Origin of the sequence: Streptomyces sp. NBC_01341 (assembly GCF_035946055.1) — a bacterium.
In the GTDB taxonomy this organism is placed as follows: Bacteria; Actinomycetota; Actinomycetes; order Streptomycetales; family Streptomycetaceae; genus Streptomyces.
In genome coordinates this window covers 4,017,868-4,033,127 of record NZ_CP108364.1, presented here as the reverse complement: position 1 = coordinate 4,033,127, position 15,260 = coordinate 4,017,868, and the positions used below count along the sequence as shown (strand labels likewise).

At 69.9% G+C, this 15,260-nt stretch carries 16 protein-coding genes and 1 tRNA gene; 6 read left to right on the top strand and 11 right to left on the bottom strand.

The window, feature by feature from the left end:
• Positions 1–34: 34 nt before the first annotated feature.
• The 3 genes from OG206_RS17850 to nth form a co-directional block, all read right to left on the bottom strand.
• On the bottom strand, positions 35–1,240 hold the full coding sequence (locus OG206_RS17850) for a MarP family serine protease (RefSeq protein WP_327117208.1): 1,206 nt from the start codon (positions 1,238–1,240) through the stop codon (positions 35–37).
• 91 nt (positions 1,241–1,331) lie between these two features.
• Positions 1,332–2,069, bottom strand: coding sequence for an NUDIX hydrolase (locus OG206_RS17845; protein ID WP_327117206.1), 738 nt, complete (start codon positions 2,067–2,069; stop codon positions 1,332–1,334).
• A gap of 82 nt (positions 2,070–2,151) precedes the next feature.
• Positions 2,152–2,994 carry an endonuclease III gene (gene nth, locus OG206_RS17840; RefSeq protein ID WP_442805857.1) on the bottom strand — a complete coding sequence of 281 codons (843 nt, stop codon included), beginning with the start codon at positions 2,992–2,994 and terminating at the stop codon, positions 2,152–2,154.
• 253 nt (positions 2,995–3,247) lie between these two features.
• Between nth and OG206_RS17835 the strand changes: the two genes are divergently transcribed.
• Positions 3,248–3,922 (top strand): Crp/Fnr family transcriptional regulator, encoded by a 675-nt coding sequence (locus tag OG206_RS17835; protein ID WP_014046869.1) that lies wholly within the window; start codon positions 3,248–3,250, stop codon positions 3,920–3,922.
• Between the two features lie 122 nt (positions 3,923–4,044).
• On the opposite strand, the gene OG206_RS17830 is transcribed toward OG206_RS17835, so the two are convergent.
• The 4 genes from OG206_RS17830 to OG206_RS17815 all read right to left on the bottom strand — a co-directional run bounded on the left by OG206_RS17830 (position 4,045) and on the right by OG206_RS17815 (position 6,548).
• Positions 4,045–4,875: an MBL fold metallo-hydrolase gene (locus tag OG206_RS17830; RefSeq protein WP_327117202.1), complete on the bottom strand. Its 831-nt coding sequence runs from the start codon at positions 4,873–4,875 to the stop codon at positions 4,045–4,047.
• Positions 4,872–5,798, bottom strand: coding sequence for an NUDIX hydrolase (locus OG206_RS17825; protein WP_327117200.1), 927 nt, complete (start codon positions 5,796–5,798; stop codon positions 4,872–4,874). The genes OG206_RS17830 and OG206_RS17825 overlap by 4 nt, the downstream gene beginning before the upstream one ends.
• Before the next feature lie 121 nt (positions 5,799–5,919).
• The gene (locus OG206_RS17820) at positions 5,920–6,390 is read right to left on the bottom strand and encodes a RidA family protein (protein ID WP_327117198.1); all 471 of its coding nucleotides are present in this window, start codon (positions 6,388–6,390) and stop codon (positions 5,920–5,922) included.
• Entirely contained in the window at positions 6,390–6,548 is a 159-nt protein-coding gene (locus OG206_RS17815; protein WP_003967454.1) for a DUF4177 domain-containing protein, read from the bottom strand. Before OG206_RS17815 ends, OG206_RS17820 begins: the two co-directional genes overlap by 1 nt.
• Positions 6,549–6,619: 71 nt before the next feature.
• On the opposite strand from OG206_RS17815, the gene OG206_RS17810 reads away from it, so the two are divergent.
• Entirely contained in the window at positions 6,620–7,654 is a 1,035-nt protein-coding gene (locus OG206_RS17810) for an ArsA family ATPase (protein WP_327117196.1), read from the top strand.
• Positions 7,651–8,997, top strand: coding sequence for an ArsA family ATPase (locus OG206_RS17805; protein WP_327117194.1), 1,347 nt, complete (start codon positions 7,651–7,653; stop codon positions 8,995–8,997). The genes OG206_RS17810 and OG206_RS17805 overlap by 4 nt, the downstream gene beginning before the upstream one ends.
• A 40-nt stretch (positions 8,998–9,037) precedes the next feature.
• On the opposite strand, the gene OG206_RS17800 is transcribed toward OG206_RS17805, so the two are convergent.
• Positions 9,038–9,415 (bottom strand): WhiB family transcriptional regulator, encoded by a 378-nt coding sequence (locus tag OG206_RS17800; protein WP_327117192.1) that lies wholly within the window; start codon positions 9,413–9,415, stop codon positions 9,038–9,040.
• 595 nt (positions 9,416–10,010) lie between these two features.
• On the opposite strand from OG206_RS17800, the gene OG206_RS17795 reads away from it, so the two are divergent.
• A complete protein-coding gene (locus tag OG206_RS17795; RefSeq protein WP_327117190.1) occupies positions 10,011–12,239 on the top strand; it encodes a transglycosylase domain-containing protein in 2,229 nt (742 codons plus the stop codon).
• Between the two features lie 80 nt (positions 12,240–12,319).
• Here the strand turns inward: OG206_RS17795 and OG206_RS17790 are convergent, their stop codons facing one another.
• Entirely contained in the window at positions 12,320–12,784 is a 465-nt protein-coding gene (locus tag OG206_RS17790) for a GatB/YqeY domain-containing protein (protein ID WP_327117188.1), read from the bottom strand.
• Positions 12,785–12,863: 79 nt separating this feature from the next.
• Here OG206_RS17790 and OG206_RS17785 point away from each other — a divergent pair, with 79 nt between their 5' ends.
• The gene (locus tag OG206_RS17785) at positions 12,864–13,802 is read left to right on the top strand and encodes a metallophosphoesterase (protein WP_327117186.1); all 939 of its coding nucleotides are present in this window, start codon (positions 12,864–12,866) and stop codon (positions 13,800–13,802) included.
• Positions 13,803–13,890: 88 nt separating this feature from the next.
• Positions 13,891–13,964 (top strand) — tRNA-Pro (locus OG206_RS17780).
• Positions 13,965–14,034: 70 nt separating this feature from the next.
• Here the strand turns inward: OG206_RS17780 and OG206_RS17775 are convergent.
• On the bottom strand, positions 14,035–14,382 hold the full coding sequence (locus OG206_RS17775) for a DUF1330 domain-containing protein (protein WP_327117184.1): 348 nt from the start codon (positions 14,380–14,382) through the stop codon (positions 14,035–14,037).
• A 253-nt stretch (positions 14,383–14,635) separates the two neighbouring features.
• Positions 14,636–15,193, bottom strand: coding sequence for an NAD(P)H-dependent oxidoreductase (locus OG206_RS17770; protein ID WP_327117182.1), 558 nt, complete (start codon positions 15,191–15,193; stop codon positions 14,636–14,638).
• Positions 15,194–15,260 lie beyond the last annotated feature (67 nt).

The following is a 15,260-nucleotide window of genomic DNA, read 5'->3' as shown; positions in this document are numbered from 1 at the left end:
TGCCCTCCCCGGATCCGGGGAGGGCATACGGCTCTCAGAGGGCGCAGCCCTGGCTGTCGACCTGCTGGGCCGAGGCCTTGCCTAGGTCGATGTCCTGGCGGATCTCGTCGGCGGTCAGTGCGTACCCCGTGTCCGGGTCGTCGAGCGACTTGGCGAACACCACTCCGTAGACCTTGCCCTCGGGGGTGAGCAGCGGGCCGCCCGAGTTCCCCTGGCGCACGGTCGCGAACAGGGAGTACACATCGCGCCGCACGGTGCCCCGGTGATAGATGTCGGGGCCGTTGGCATCGATGCGCCCCCGGATGCGTGCGGAGCGCACGTCGTAGGCACCGTTCTCGGGGAAGCCGGCGACGATGGCGCTGTCGCCGCTCTCCGCGTCGTCGTCCGTGCCGGTGAAGCGCAGCGGCTCGGCATCGAGATCGGGGACGTCCAGTACGGCGATGTCGCGCTGCCAGTCGTAGAGGACGACCTTGGCGTCGTACAGGCGGCCTTCGCCGCCGATCTGGACGGTCGGCTCGTCGACGCCGCCGACCACGTGTGCGTTGGTCATCACCCGGCGGTCGGAGAACACGAAGCCGGTTCCTTCGAGGACCTTGCCGCAACCCGGTGCCATGCCGACGACCTTGACGATGGACTTCTTCGCGCGGGCGGCGACCTGGCTGCCGGCCAGCGCCGGATCCGGGGGCTCGACCTCCGTGATCGGCTCGTTGGCGAAGGGGCTGAAGACCTGCGGGAAGCCGTTCTGCGCGAGGACGGAGGAGAAGTCGGTGAACCAGTTGGACGCCTGAGCGGGCATCACCCGGGATACCCCGAGCAGCACCGAGGAGCTGCGGACCTCCTTGCCCAGGGTCGGCAAGGACGTACCCGCCAGGGCGGAGCCGATCAGCCAGGCGACGAGCAGCATGGCCACCACGTTCACCAGGGAGCCGCCCGTGGCGTCCAGGGCGCGGGCCGGGGACCACGTGATGTACCGCCGGAGCCGGCTGCCGAGGTGCGTGGTGAACGCCTGGCCCACCGAGGCACAGACGATCACGATCACGACCGCGACGATGGCGGCCGTGGAGGAGACCTCGGATCCGTCGGTCGCCTGGTCCCAGATGACCGGCAGCAGGTAGACGGCCGCGAGGCCACCGCCCAGGAACCCGATCACGGACAGGATGCCGACGACGAAACCCTGGCGGTAACCGATGACCGCGAACCACACGGCGCCGACGAGCAGCAGGATGTCGAGCACGTTCACCGTCTATAGCCTCGCAGATTCGTCACCTGGCCCGTCCGGTCGGACGGGGTCCGGGCCAGGCCCGGAACAGCGCAGCACGGGAGTCAGCCTGTCATGCGCGCCAGTCGAGCGGCACCCGCTTGGTCCTGTCCCAGGGGCGTTCCCATCCCGCGTAGTGCACAATCCGGTCGATCAAACCGGCCGTGAAGCCCCATACGAGTGCGGATTCGACCAGAAATGCCGGGCCCTGGTGCCCGCTCGGGTGGACTGCCGTGGCCCGGTTGGCGGGATCCGTGAGATCCGCCACGGGGACGGTGAAGACCCGTGCCGTCTCGGCCGGATCGACGGCAGCCACCGGGCTGGGTGTCCGCCACCATCCGAGGACCGGCGTGACGACGAAACCGCTCACCGGGATGTAGAGCCGCGGAAGCACTCCGAAGAGCTGGACACCGTCCGGATCGAGCCCCGTCTCCTCCTCCGCCTCACGCAGCGCGGCCCGGAGCGGTCCGGTGGTCGTGTGGTCGCCGTCCTCGGGATCGAGCGAGCCGCCGGGGAAGGACGGCTGGCCGGCGTGGGAGCGCAGGGAACCGGATCTCTCCATCAGGAGCAGTTCAGGACCGCGCTCGCCCTCACCGAAGAGGATCAGGACGGCGGACTGGCGTCCCGCACCGCTCTCGGGCGGCAGGAAGCGGCTGAGCTGCTGGGCACGGACGGTCCGCGCCGCGTGGGCGACGGGGTCGAGCCAGCCCGGCAGCCCTTCCGTGGTGACGGCGATCGCGTCGTCGCTGGCCGTGTCCGTCTCCTCTGCGGCAGCCCCGTCGGCGGCCCGTGTCTTTTGTGCGTGCGTCATGTGCACCCCCGTCGGTCCAACGCATGTCGTCGGGCGATTCGTTCCGCACGCCCCCCGCCCGGCGGGTCCGCCGAAGGCGAATTCACCCGGCTCCCAGGGGCGGAGCGGGGCTGCCCGGGTAGTCCGGGGGCGGGCTGAGGCGCTGCCCCGGGTAACCGCCCATCTCGTACTTCAGGAGCTTCTTCGCCTTCTCCGGGTCCGTCTCGCCCTCGCCGTAGGCGGGACAGAGCGATGCGATGGGGCAGGCGCCGCAGGCCGGTTTACGTGAATGGCAGATACGGCGGCCGTGGAAGACCACACGGTGCGAGAGCATCGTCCACTCGCTCTTCGGGAAGATCGCGGCGATCTCCGCCTCGACCTTCTCCGGGTCCTCCTGCTCGGTCCACTTCCACCGCCGGACCAGCCGGCCGAAGTGGGTGTCCACCGTGATGCCGGGCACGCCGAACGCGTTGCCGAGGACGACGTTGGCCGTCTTGCGCCCGACGCCGGGAAGCTTCACCAGATCGACGAGGCGGCCCGGCACCTCACCACCGAAGTCGTCCCTCAGAGCGGCGGACAGGCCCATCAGGGACCGCGCCTTGGCCCTGAAGAAGCCGGTCGGACGGATGATCGCCTCCAGTTCCTCGGGGACGGCGGCGGCCATGTCCTCGGGGGTCGGATAGGCGGCGAAGAGCGCGGGGGTGGTCTGGTTCACCCTCAGGTCGGTGGTCTGGGCGGAGAGGACCGTGGCGACCAGGAGCTCGAAGGGATTGCGGAAATCCAGCTCCGGGTGGGCGTACGGGTAGACCTCGGCGAGCTCGCGGTTCATCCGTCGGGCGCGGCGGACCATCGCGAGATGCGACTCCTGCTTCGCGGGCTTGGCCGTTGGCGCCCCACTCTGCCCTTTTGCGGCATTTCTGCCACTTCGTGCACCCTGTTCGCCCACGGCGGAATTCCTGTCTCCCGACACCCCATCAGCCCCCTTGGCCTGCACTGTCACCGGCGTTCCGGACACCCGGCCAGCCTAGAGCCCGGCGCCGACATCGGCCCCGGTCACCGCACATCCGCGCCCGATCGGCCCCCTGCCGTAGGGTCCGGCACGCCCGTGCGTCAAACTGGTTTGTGATCGATCGCACTGTTTTACCGTCCGGCATCATGGAAACCACGCTTCCCTGAACAGGCCGACAAGGAGAGAACTCGTGGACGACGTTCTGCGGCGCGCCCCGCTTTTCGCGGCGCTCGATGACGAGCAGGCCGCGGAGCTCCGCGCCTCGATGAGTGAGGTGACCCTCGCGCGCGGCGACGCGCTGTTCCACGAGGGCGACCCGGGCGACCGCCTGTACGTGGTCACCGAGGGCAAGGTGAAGCTTCACCGCACCTCCCCCGACGGGCGGGAGAACATGCTGGCCGTCCTCGGCCCCGGTGAGCTGATCGGCGAGCTGTCGCTCTTCGACCCCGGCCCGCGCACGGCGACCGCGACCGCGCTCACGGAGGTCAAGCTCCTCGGCCTCGGCCACGGAGACCTCCAGCCCTGGCTGAACGCACGCCCCGAGGTGGCCACCGCGCTGCTCCGCGCCGTCGCCCGCCGGCTGCGCAAGACCAACGACCAGATGTCCGACCTGGTCTTCTCCGACGTGCCGGGTCGTGTCGCCCGCGCGCTCCTCGACCTGTCGCGCCGCTTCGGCGTGCAGTCCGAGGAGGGCATCCACGTCGTGCACGACCTCACCCAGGAGGAGCTTGCCCAGCTGGTCGGCGCCTCCCGCGAGACGGTCAACAAGGCACTCGCGGACTTCGCGGGCCGCGGCTGGCTGCGCCTGGAGGCACGTGCCGTGATCCTGCTCGACGTCGAGCGGCTGGCCAAGCGGTCCCGCTGACGCTCCGACGCGTACGCGACGCCCCGGGCGGGAGTGCCCCGGGCGGGCATCCCCCGGAGGAGTCACGACCGTCGAGGAAGGCCCCACCCCCGGGTGGGGCCTTTTCCCGTACTGCCGGCCGGTCAGATCAGGCCGTGTTCCGTCAGGTACTCCATCTGCGCCCGCACCGAAAGCTCCGCCGCGGGCCACAGGGAACGGTCCACATCGGCGTAGACCGCCGCTACGACCTCGGCGGGCGTCCGGTGCCCCGCCTCCACGGCCGTCTCGACCTGTGCCAGACGGTGGGCCCGGTGCGCGAGGTAGAACTCGACCGCGCCCTGAGCGTCCTCCAGCACGGGCCCGTGCCCCGGGAGGACCGTGTGCACCCCGTCGTCGACCGTCAGCGACCGCAGCCGCCGCAGGGTGTCCAGGTAGTCACCGAGCCTCCCGTCCGGGTGGGCGACGACGGTGGTGCCCCGCCCGAGGACCGTGTCGCCCGTCAGCACGGCCCCGTCGGCCGGCAGGTGGAAGGACAGCGAGTCCGACGTGTGCCCCGGGGTGGGCACCACCCGGAGTTCGAGCCCGCCGGTCGTGATCACGTCGCCCGCCGCCAGCCCCTCGTCGCCCAGGCGCAGCGCCACGTCCAGGGCCCGCACCCCGGTACGCGTGAGCTCCGCGAAACGCGCGGCTCCCTCCGCATGGTCGGGGTGTCCGTGCGTGAGCAGGGTGAGCCCCACGCGTCTGCCCGCCCGCTCCGCCGTCTCGATGACGGCTCGCAGGTGTACGTCGTCGAGCGGCCCGGGGTCGATCACGACGGCCAGGTCGGAGTCCGGTTCCGCGACGATCCAGGTGTTCGTCCCGTCCAGGGTCATCGCCGAGGGGTTCGGGGCCAGGACGTTGACGGCGCGGGTGGTGGCGGGACCGGAGACGACCCCGCCGCGGGGCTGCCCCGGCAGTGCGGCCGCGTCGCTCATGCGGGTCCCCCGCCCGGGGAGTCGGCCGGCGTGGAGGGAGCCGGCACGTCCCCAGCCGGAACGTGCTTGGTGAACTCCTCGTGCCCCGGCCAGGTCAGCACCAGCTCGTCGCCCTCCATGCGGGCCTCTGCGAGTACGGGAGCGAGGTCCTGGGATTCCGCCGCCTTCAGCGCCTCTCCGGCCGTTCCGTACGGCCTCAGCGCCCGCAGGGTGGCCACGGTGGGCGGCATCATCAGCAGTTCCCCCCGGTCGTAGCCGTCGGCGGCCTCGCCTGGCCTGATCCAGACCGTGCGGTCCGCCTCGGTGGAGGCGTTGCGGGTGCGCTGCCCCTCCGGAAGCGCGGCGACGAAGAACCAGGTGTCGTACCGGCGTGGTTCGAACGCCGGCGTGATCCACCGCGCCCACGCGGCCAGCAGGTCCGAGCGCAGCACCAGGCCCCGGCGGTCCAGAAACCCGGCGAAGGACAGCTCACGGGCGACGAGGGCCTCGCGGTCGGCCTCCCAGTCGGCACCCGTGGTGTCGCTGACGACGGTGCCGGCGGTCGGCCCGGCCAGCAGGACGCCCGCCTCCTCGTACGTCTCCCGGACAGCCGCACAGACGACGGCCTGCGCCTCGGCGGCGGTGTCGACGCCGAGGCGTTCCGCCCAGCTCTCCAGGGACGGCCCCGCCCAGCGCACGAGCAGATCGTCGTCGCGTGCGTCGACCCCGCCACCCGGATAGGCGTACGCGCCCCCCGCAAAAGCCATCGAGGTGCGCCGGCGCAGCATGTGGACGGCCGGAGCCCCCTCACCCGGGCCGGACGGGTCGTCCCGGAGCAGCATCACCGTGGCCGCCCGCCGAGGTGCGACGGCCGTCAGCTCGCCGCTGGCGAGGGCCCTGATGCGGGCGGGCCATTCCGGTGGGTACCACTGACCGTTGGGCATGGCCGGAGGCTATCCGGAACCGCGCCGATGTTCGAGAGGGGTCCCGGACGCCGCCGCCCTGCCGTACACGCGTGATCCCGCCCGGTCGTGGGACCGGGCGGGATCAGGGACGTGGAACGGATCAGGCCTCGACGAGCTCGACCTGGATCTCGACCTCGACGGGCGCGTCCAGCGGCAGCACCGCCACACCGACGGCGCTGCGGGCATGCACACCCTTGTCGCCCAGGACGGCGCCCAGCAGTTCGCTCGCACCGTTGATCACGCCCGGCTGCCCGGTGAAGTCGGACGCGGAGGCGACGAAGCCCACGACCTTCACGACGCGGGCGATCCGGTCCAGGTCACCGGCGACCGACTTCACGGCCGCCAGGGCGTTCAGCGCACAGGTCCTGGCGAGCTCCTTGGCCTCGTCCGCCGTCACCTCGGCGCCGACCTTGCCCGTCACGGCGAGCTTGCCGTCCAGCATCGGGAGCTGGCCGGAGGTGTACACGTACACCCCGGACCGCACCGCCGGCTGATAGGAGGCAAGCGGCGGTACGACGTCGGGGAGCGCCAGGCCGAGCTCGGCGAGCTTCGCCTCGACGGCGCCCGCCACTAGGCCTTCTCCCGCTTCAGGTAGGCCACGAGCTGCTCGGGGTTGTTCGGGCCGGGAACGACCTGGACCAGCTCCCAGCCGTCCTCGCCCCAGGTGTCCAGAATCTGCTTGGTCGCGTGCACGAGAAGGGGCACGGTCGCGTATTCCCACTTGGTCATGAGCCGACTGTAATGCCTGGCACATGCGGCCTCGTGCGTAGCCTGCCCGCCGACTGGTTAGGCTCGAAGACGTGAGCAGGTTCCAGGTCGTCAGCGGCAAGGGCGGGACCGGTAAGACCACGGTCGCCGCCGCACTCGCGCTCGCCCTCGCGACCGAGGGCAGGCGCACCCTCCTGGTCGAGGTCGAGGGCAGGCAGGGCATCGCCCAGCTCTTCGAGTCCGAGGCCCTCCCCTACGAGGAACGCCGGATCGCGGTGGCGCCCGGCGGCGGCGAGGTCCACGCCCTCGCCATCGACGCCGAGCGCGCGCTCCTGGACTACCTCCAGATGTTCTACAAGCTGGGCAGCGCCGGCCGGGCGCTGAAGAAGCTCGGCGCGATCGACTTCGCCACCACCATCGCGCCGGGGGTCCGGGACGTCCTGCTGACCGGCAAGGCGTGCGAGGCCGTGCGGCGCAAGGACAAGCAGGGCAGGTTCGTCTACGACCACGTGATCATGGACGCCCCTCCCACCGGGCGCATCACCCGCTTCCTCAACGTGAACGACGAGGTGGCCGGGCTGGCCCGGATCGGCCCGATACACAATCAGGCACAGGCCGTGATGAAGGTCCTGAAGTCCCCCGAGACCGCGGTCCACCTCGTGACGCTCCTGGAGGAGATGCCGGTCCAGGAAACCGCGGACGGCCTCGCGGAGCTGCGGGCCGCGGAACTGCCCGTGGGCCGGATCGTCGTGAACATGGTGCGGCCGCACCTGCTGGACGAGGACGCGCTGCGCACCGCGTCGGGCGGCCGGCGCAAGGAGATCGCGAAGACACTCACCCGGGCGGGCGTGACCGGTTCCGCGGGACTCGTGCGGCCCCTGGTCGCTCAGGCGGCCGAGCACGCCCAGCGGGTCGGTCTGGAACGCGAACAGCGCGCTGTGCTGGCCGGGCTGGGACTGCCCATGTCCGAGCTTCCGCTGATGGGCGAGGGCGTGAGCCTGTCCGGGCTGTACGAGCTGGCCGAGGAGTTCCGCAAACAGGGCGTCGGCGACGACACGGCGGACGAGGCGGGGCAGAGGTCCGGGGCCGGCAGGCGACGGGCAACGGGAGAAGGGGCGGGTTCATGACGCTGGGCACGGACATCGCACCGGGGCTGGACACCGACGCGCTCCTGGACGATCCCGGCATCCGCATCGTCGTGTGCTGCGGGTCCGGGGGCGTGGGCAAGACCACGACCGCGGCGGCGCTCGGTGTGCGGGCCGCGGAGCGCGGCCGCAAGGTCGTCGTCCTCACCATCGACCCGGCCCGCCGTCTCGCGCAGTCGATGGGCATCGACCGGCTGGACAACGTCCCCCGCCGCGTCGAGGACATCGAGGGCGAGGGCGAACTGCACGCCATGATGCTCGACATGAAGCGCACCTTCGACGAGACGGTCGAGGCGCACACGGATGCCGAGCGGGCCCGCGCCATCCTGGAGAACCCCTTCTACCAGTCCCTGTCGGCCGGCTTCGCGGGCACACAGGAGTACATGGCGATGGAGAAGCTGGGGCAGCTGAGGGCTCGCGACGAGTGGGACCTGATCGTCGTCGACACCCCGCCGTCCCGGTCCGCCCTGGACTTCCTGGACGCGCCGAAACGTCTCGGCTCCTTCCTGGACGGCAAGTTCATCCGGGTACTGATCGCGCCGGCGAAGATCGGCGGCCGGGCCGGGATGAAGTTCCTCAACGTCGGGATGTCGATGATGACGGGAACGCTCGGCAAGCTGCTCGGCGGGCAGTTCCTGCGCGACGTACAGACCTTCGTCGCGGCGATGGACTCCATGTTCGGCGGATTCCGTACCCGGGCCGACGCCACGTACAAACTCCTCCAGGCGCCCGGTACGGCGTTCCTCGTGGTGGCCACGCCCGAGCGGGACGCGCTGCGTGAGGCCGCGTACTTCGTGGAACGCCTGGCCGCGGAGGAGATGCCGCTCGCCGGCCTTGTCCTCAACCGGGTGCACGGCAGCGAGGCCGCACGGCTTTCCGCGGAGCGGGCGCTGGCCGCCGCAGAAAATCTTGAGAGCGCCGGCATTGTGGATCAGACGGCCGGGAAGGCTGGCCTTGGTGACACGGCGGACCCGGCGGCCGCGGTCCCGCCCGAAGCCCCCCAGCCACCGCTCTCCCCCGAGCCCGGCGACGAGACGCACCGACACGAGCCGACGCAGCACGACGCGACGCCCCGTGAGCACGACACAGCCGCCGCGGACGACGTGTCCGTCGAGCAGCTGACCGCGGGCCTGCTTCGGCTGCACGCCGAGCGGATGCAGGTCGTCGCGCGCGAACAGCACACCCGTGACCGCTTCACGACGCTCCACCCCGAGGTCCTGGTGACCGAGGTGGCCGCGCTGCCCGGTGACGTGCACGACCTCTCCGGCCTCAGGGCCATCGGGGAACGGCTCGCGACCGGTTCCGCTCCGGCCGGAGCTGCTTAGGGGCTTCCCGGGCCTCCCCCTGAGGGAAGCCCGCGCGGCGCTACCCCACAGCGGCGAACGTCTCGTGCAGTTCGTCGTCGTGCAGGCCGTCGTCATGCAGTCCGTCGTCCAGGCCCACCCCTGCGGGCATCAAGCCCGTGGACCGCTCGTATTCACCGCGCGCGGTCTCCAGCAGACGGCGCCAGGACGTCACGGTGGGCCGCCGGCGCAGCAGTGCGCGTCGCTCCCGCTCCGTCATCCCGCCCCACACGCCGAATTCGACGCGATTGTCCAGCGCGTCGGCCAGGCATTCGGTCCGCACCGGACAACCGGTGCACACCGCCTTGGCCCTGTTCTGCGCTGCCCCTTGTACGAACAATTCATCCGGATCGGTAGTGCGGCAGGCTGCCTGCGCACTCCAGTCGGTTACCCAGCCCATGCCGGCGCCGTCCTCTCCCGAATCGAGGCTCCCCCACGGCGGTAGCGGCATATTCACCGCTGCCAGTTGAGGACGTTACGGAAGGTGGCGACAGCACAACACCCCCTTCGGGCCCAATCTTGAATGGCCCGAACGGACTATGCGTACGCGGCAGATCACCCAGGGGAGTGATGCGAGGACATGCGCGACTATCCCGAAAGAATCGGGACAGGATACCCAATTCGCAACGGACATTCAGCGACACATGAGGCGAATTCGGGAGCGCCTCCGGCCATGGCTGAAATCCGTAAAGGGCCGCGCATGGGGGTTGATACAAAATCGGACTGCTGTGACAGTTGAGAGCAGCTTAGGCCAACGCCTGTGCGCGTGTCCGGCGAATGGGAACCTGGGCGCCTCGCATTGCCGTGCCGTCATGCCCGCAGGACGCGCGTCGGCACACGGTTCGTCCGCGAGGCCGCCGGCATCCCCCGCCGGGCCGGGCCGTCAGCAGGGAAATCGGCCCCGGCCGCACCCGCATGTCACGGTCTGGTACTCGAACGCTCCGAGGAGCCCCTGCCCCTGCGGATCACCGCTGACTACGGATTAGGCTGCCCTCATGCCAAAGAAGCGCTCAGGCGGGGGTCTTACGACGACCCAGCAGGCCGCCAAGTTCCTCGGTGTCGCCGCACTCTCCGGAGCTGTCCTGGCAGGCATCGCGCTGCCGGCCGCCGGGGCACTGGGGCTCGCAGCCAAGGGAACGGTCGAGGGATTCGACGAGATTCCCTCGAACCTCAAGACCCCACCGCTGAGCCAGCGGACGACGATCCTGGACAACGAGGGCGACATGATCGCCACCGTCTACTCGCGTGACCGTACGGTCGTCCCGCTCAAGGACATCTCCCCGTACATGCAGGACGCGATCGTCGCGATCGAGGACTCACGCTTCTACGAGCACGGCGCGGTCGACCTCAAGGGCATCCTGCGAGCGATGAACCGCAACGTGCAGGAGGGCGGCGCCGCGCAGGGGGCGTCGACGCTCACCCAGCAGTACGTGAAGAACGTCTTCGTCGAGGAGGCGGGCGACGACCCGGACAAGGTCGCCGAGGCCACCCAGCAGACCCTGGGCCGCAAGGTACGTGAGCTGAAGTACGCGATCCAGGTCGAGGAGGAGCTCGGCAAGAAGAAGATCCTGGAGAACTACCTCAACATCACGTTCTTCGGGCAGCAGGCCTACGGCATCGAGGCCGCCTCACAGCGCTACTTCTCCAAGCACGCCAAGGACCTGACGCTGGAAGAGGCCGCGATGCTCGCCGGTCTCGTCCAGTCGCCGACCCGCTACGACCCGGTCAACGACTCGCAAGAAGCGACCAAGCGTCGTAACACCGTCCTGCAGCGCATGGCGGCGGTCGGCAACATCTCGCAGGACGAGGCCGACAAGGCCATCGCCGCCCCGCTCAAGCTCAAGGTCAAGCAGCCCAAGAACGGCTGCATCACGGCCGTGGAGGGTTCCGGGTTCTTCTGCGACTACGTGCGCAAGACGATCCTGACCGACCCCGCCTTCGGGAAGACGGACGAGGAACGCACGAAGCTGTGGAACCTCGGTGGCCTGACCATCAGGACCACGCTGTCCCCGCGGGCCCAGGAGGCGGCCAACGAGGCGTCCACCCTGAAGGTCAACAAGACCGACAAGATCGCTGCCTCGGTGGTGCAGGTCCAGCCGGGCACGGGCAAGATCCTGTCGATGGGCCAGTCACGCCCGTACGGCCTGGACCAGAAGAAGCACGAGACGGTGCTCAACCTGGCCGTCAGCAACAAGATGGGCGGCAGCACCTACGGCTTCCAGGTCGGCTCGACCTTCAAGCCGATCACCGCCGCTGCGGCTCTGGAGAAGGGCGTCAGCCCGGCACAGACCTTCTCGACGGACTGGAAGATGTCCGTCCCGAAGAACAAGTACACCAACTGCTCCGGGGCACAGGGCGGCGGCGACTGGTCCGTCCAGAACGAGCTGGAGGAGGAGAAGGGCACCTGGGACATGACGAGCGCGCTCGGCAAGTCCATCAACACCTACTTCGCCCTGCTGGAGCAGAAGGCCGGACTGTGCGAGACGGTCACCATGGCCAAGAAGGTGGGTTACGAGCGCGGTGACAGCAAGCAGCTCGTGGAGGAGCCCGCGATCACGCTCGGCAGTGAGGTGAGCACACCGCTCTCCATGGCCGCGACCTACGCCGCGTTCGCCAACCGGGGCACCTACTGCACGCCGATCGCCATCCAGTCGATCAAGGACGCCAACGGCAAGAAGGTGCCGGTGCCGAAGTCCACGTGCACGTCCGCGATGAGCGAGAAGACGGCGGACACGATCAACGCCATGCTCAAGGGTGTGGTCGAGGACGGCACGGGAACCCTGGCCGGCCTGTCGGACCGCGACAACGCGGGGAAGACGGGAACGACGGAAGAGCGCAGGGACGCGTGGTTCGTCGGCTACACCCCGAACCTCTCCACGGCGGTGTGGGTCGGTTCCGACGGCGCCAAGAAGGTGCCGATGTACAACATCACGATCGGCGGTCAGTACTACGACAAGGTCTGCGGTGGCTGTCTGCCCGGACCGATCTGGCGGACCGCGATGACCGGCGCGCTGGAAGCGTCGGAGACCCCCTCCTTCAACCCGGTCGTGCTGCCCCGTGGCAAGGAGAAGAAGGAAGAGGAGAAGGGGCGGGACAAGGGCCGGGGCAACGAGAACGGCGGTGCCGGTGACGACGGCAAGCCCGACCCCATCGGCGGCATCACCTTCCCGCCCGGCGTCATCGGTGGGAACGACGGCGGCGGTCGGGGCGGCAACGGTCCCTGACCTGCTGCGGCCCGCCTGACGACGGCATGAGGAAGGGGCACCCCCGGGCGGGGGTGCCCCTTCCTCATGCCGTCGGCCTCTCAGCCCGCGAGCAGCTTCTTCACCGCGGCGGCCACCCGGCCCCCGTCGGCGAGCCCGGCCACCTTCGGGTTGACGATCTTCATGACGGCGCCCATGGCCCGCGGCCCCTCGGCGCCGGCGCCCTTCGCCTCCTGGACGGCCTGCGCGACGATCACGTCCAGCTCGTCGTCGGAGAGCTGCTTGGGCAGGTAGGCGTCGAGCAGTTCGCCCTCCGCCTTCTCCCGCTCGGCCTGCTCGGTCCGGCCACCCTGCGCGAAGGCCTCGGCCGCCTCTCGGCGCTTCTTCGCCTCCTTGGCGATCACCTTCTGCACCTCGTCGTCGGAGAGTTCGCGCGCCGTCTTGCCGCTGACCTCTTCCTTGGTGATTGCGGTGAGGGTGAGCCGGAGGGTGGACGAGGTGAGCTCGTCACGCGCCTTCATGGCCGTGGTGAGGTCTTCCTTGAGCTTGGACTTGAGCGTGGTCATGCGGCGATTGTGACAGCTACGGGGTACCCGCCGCCCGCCGGTTTTCGTCCGCCCCCTCCGTGTCTGCGACGATGGGCACATGCGCGCACGCTACGGAGTACCCCTGAAAGCAACGGCAGTCGGCGCTGCGGTCGGCGCCGCCGGTCTCGTGTACGCCGCCGGATTCGAGGCACGGTCGTTCCGGCTGCGCCGGATCGCGATTCCCGTACTCCCCCACGGGGCACGCCCGTTGCGCGTACTCCAGGTCTCCGACGTCCACATGGTGAGCGGTCAGCGCAAGAAGCGCGCGTGGCTGCAGTCACTGGCGGGCCTCCGGCCGGACTTCGTGGTGAACACCGGCGACAACCTCTCCGACCCGGAGGCCGTGCCCGAGCTGCTCGACGCGCTCGGCCCGCTGATGGAGTTCCCCGGGGTCTATGTCTTCGGATCCAACGACTACTACGGGCCGAAGCTCCGCAACCCCGCGCTCTACCTCCTGGAGAAAATGCAGGGCAAGCACGGCCTGAACGGCAACGCCCCGGCGGTCAACGTGGTCCACAACCCGTGGGAGCCGATGCGGGATGCCTTCGACGAGGCGGGCTGGCTGAACCTGACCAACACCCGGGGGCGGATCAAGGCCGACGGCCTCGAGATCGCCTTCACCGGCCTGGACGACCCGCACATCAAGCGGGACCGTTACGCCGAGGTCGCCGGCGGCCCCGAGACGGGCGCTGACCTCTCGATCGGTGTCGTCCACGCCCCCTACCTGCGCACCCTGGACGCCTTCACGGCGGACGGCTACCCCTTGATCCTGGCGGGCCACACCCACGGCGGGCAGCTCTGCATCCCCTTCTACGGAGCCCTCGTCACCAACTGCGACCTGGACACGGACCGGGTGAAGGGCCTCTCCGCCCACACCGTCGGCGAGCGGCGTGCCTACCTCCACGTCTCGGCCGGCTGCGGCACCAACCGCTACACCCCCGTCCGGTTCGCCTGCCCCCCCGAGGCGACCCTGCTGACACTGACCCCCCGGGACTGAGGACGGCGGCCGAACCGTAATACCGGATTTCGCCTCCGGGCGCCGGTGGGCTAAAGTAATCGATGTCGCCAGGACAATCGGTGGACATCGGGGTGTAGCGCAGCTTGGCAGCGCGCTTCGTTCGGGACGAAGAGGTCGTGGGTTCAAATCCCGCCACCCCGACAGCTGAAACACCAGGTCAGGCGCCCTCTGCTTGCAGAGGGCGCCTGACCTGTTCCCGTATGTGCGCGAGCTACTCGGTGGGCAGGCCCTCGCGCATCGCCTTCGCGGTGGCGGTCGGGTCGTATCCCTCGGGGACGCCTTCGACCATGATGATGTCGCCCTCGATGTGCCGTGAGCGCAGGGGCGCGATCGCCTGGTAGGCGGGTGAGTCCCACCAGGCCCGTGCCTCCGAGATACCCGGGAAGCCGATCAGCACGACGTGCCCGGGCCAGCTGCCCTCCTTCACCTCGTGCGGTGTGGCGTGCACCAGGAAGCGCCCCCCGTACGGCTCGAAGGTGCCGGCGATGCGCTCGACGTACTCGATGATCTCCGGGTGGGGGTCGGCCTCTGCGAGGTGGGCTATGGCGTACGCGGTCATGGCGTCCTTCCGGTCAGGGGCGGGCTCCGTACGTCAAGATCATTGCATTCGGTCCTGCCGGGGTCGACGTGCTTTCCGGACTGCGGGGACCCCGCCCTTCTGGCACACAGGTCCCCCACCGCCTGCGGCACGACGAAGTGAGGGCCCGGTCCTGTCCCCGCCTCTGTGAGGGGAACAGGACCGGGCCCACACGAGCCGGTCATGGCTTTTGCGGCGGAGCCGCGTCCTCGGCGGTTCTGTGCCGAGGGATGGATCAGGCAGCAGCTGCGGTGCTCTTGGCGATCTGGCCGAGAACCTCGGTCAGCGAAGTGACGACCTCGGCGTCATCGGCCGGGTGGAGCTCCGCGAAGCGGATCACGGAACCCGGGATGGAGAGCTTGACGTCGGCGAGAACGGACGCGCCGGCGAGGCCGAGCGCTTTGCGCGCCTCGTCCTGGGCCCACACGCCACCGAACTGGCCGAAGGCGGTACCGACCACGGCGACCGGCTTGGCGGTGAGGGCGCCGGCGCCGCGCGGGCGCGACAGCCAGTCGATCGCGTTCTTCAGGACGGCCGGCATCGTGCCGTTGTACTCCGGCGAGAACAGCAGGAACGCGTCGGCCTGGCCGGCCGCCTCGCGCAGCCGGGCGGCCGCGGCAGGCACGTCGCCCTCGACGTCGATGTCCTCGTTGTAGAACGGGACGTCCACGAGGCCCTCGTAGAGCTCGACCTCGACGCCCTCGGGCGCGTGCTTGGCCGCCGCCTCGGCGAGCTGGCGGTTGTGGGAGCCGGCGCGGAGGCTGCCGACGAGAGCAAGAATGCGTACAGACATGGGGGAAGCTCCTGGGGAGACCGAGACTGCAGAAATAAGCGGACCGTAGTCCGTTTAAATGTGTACC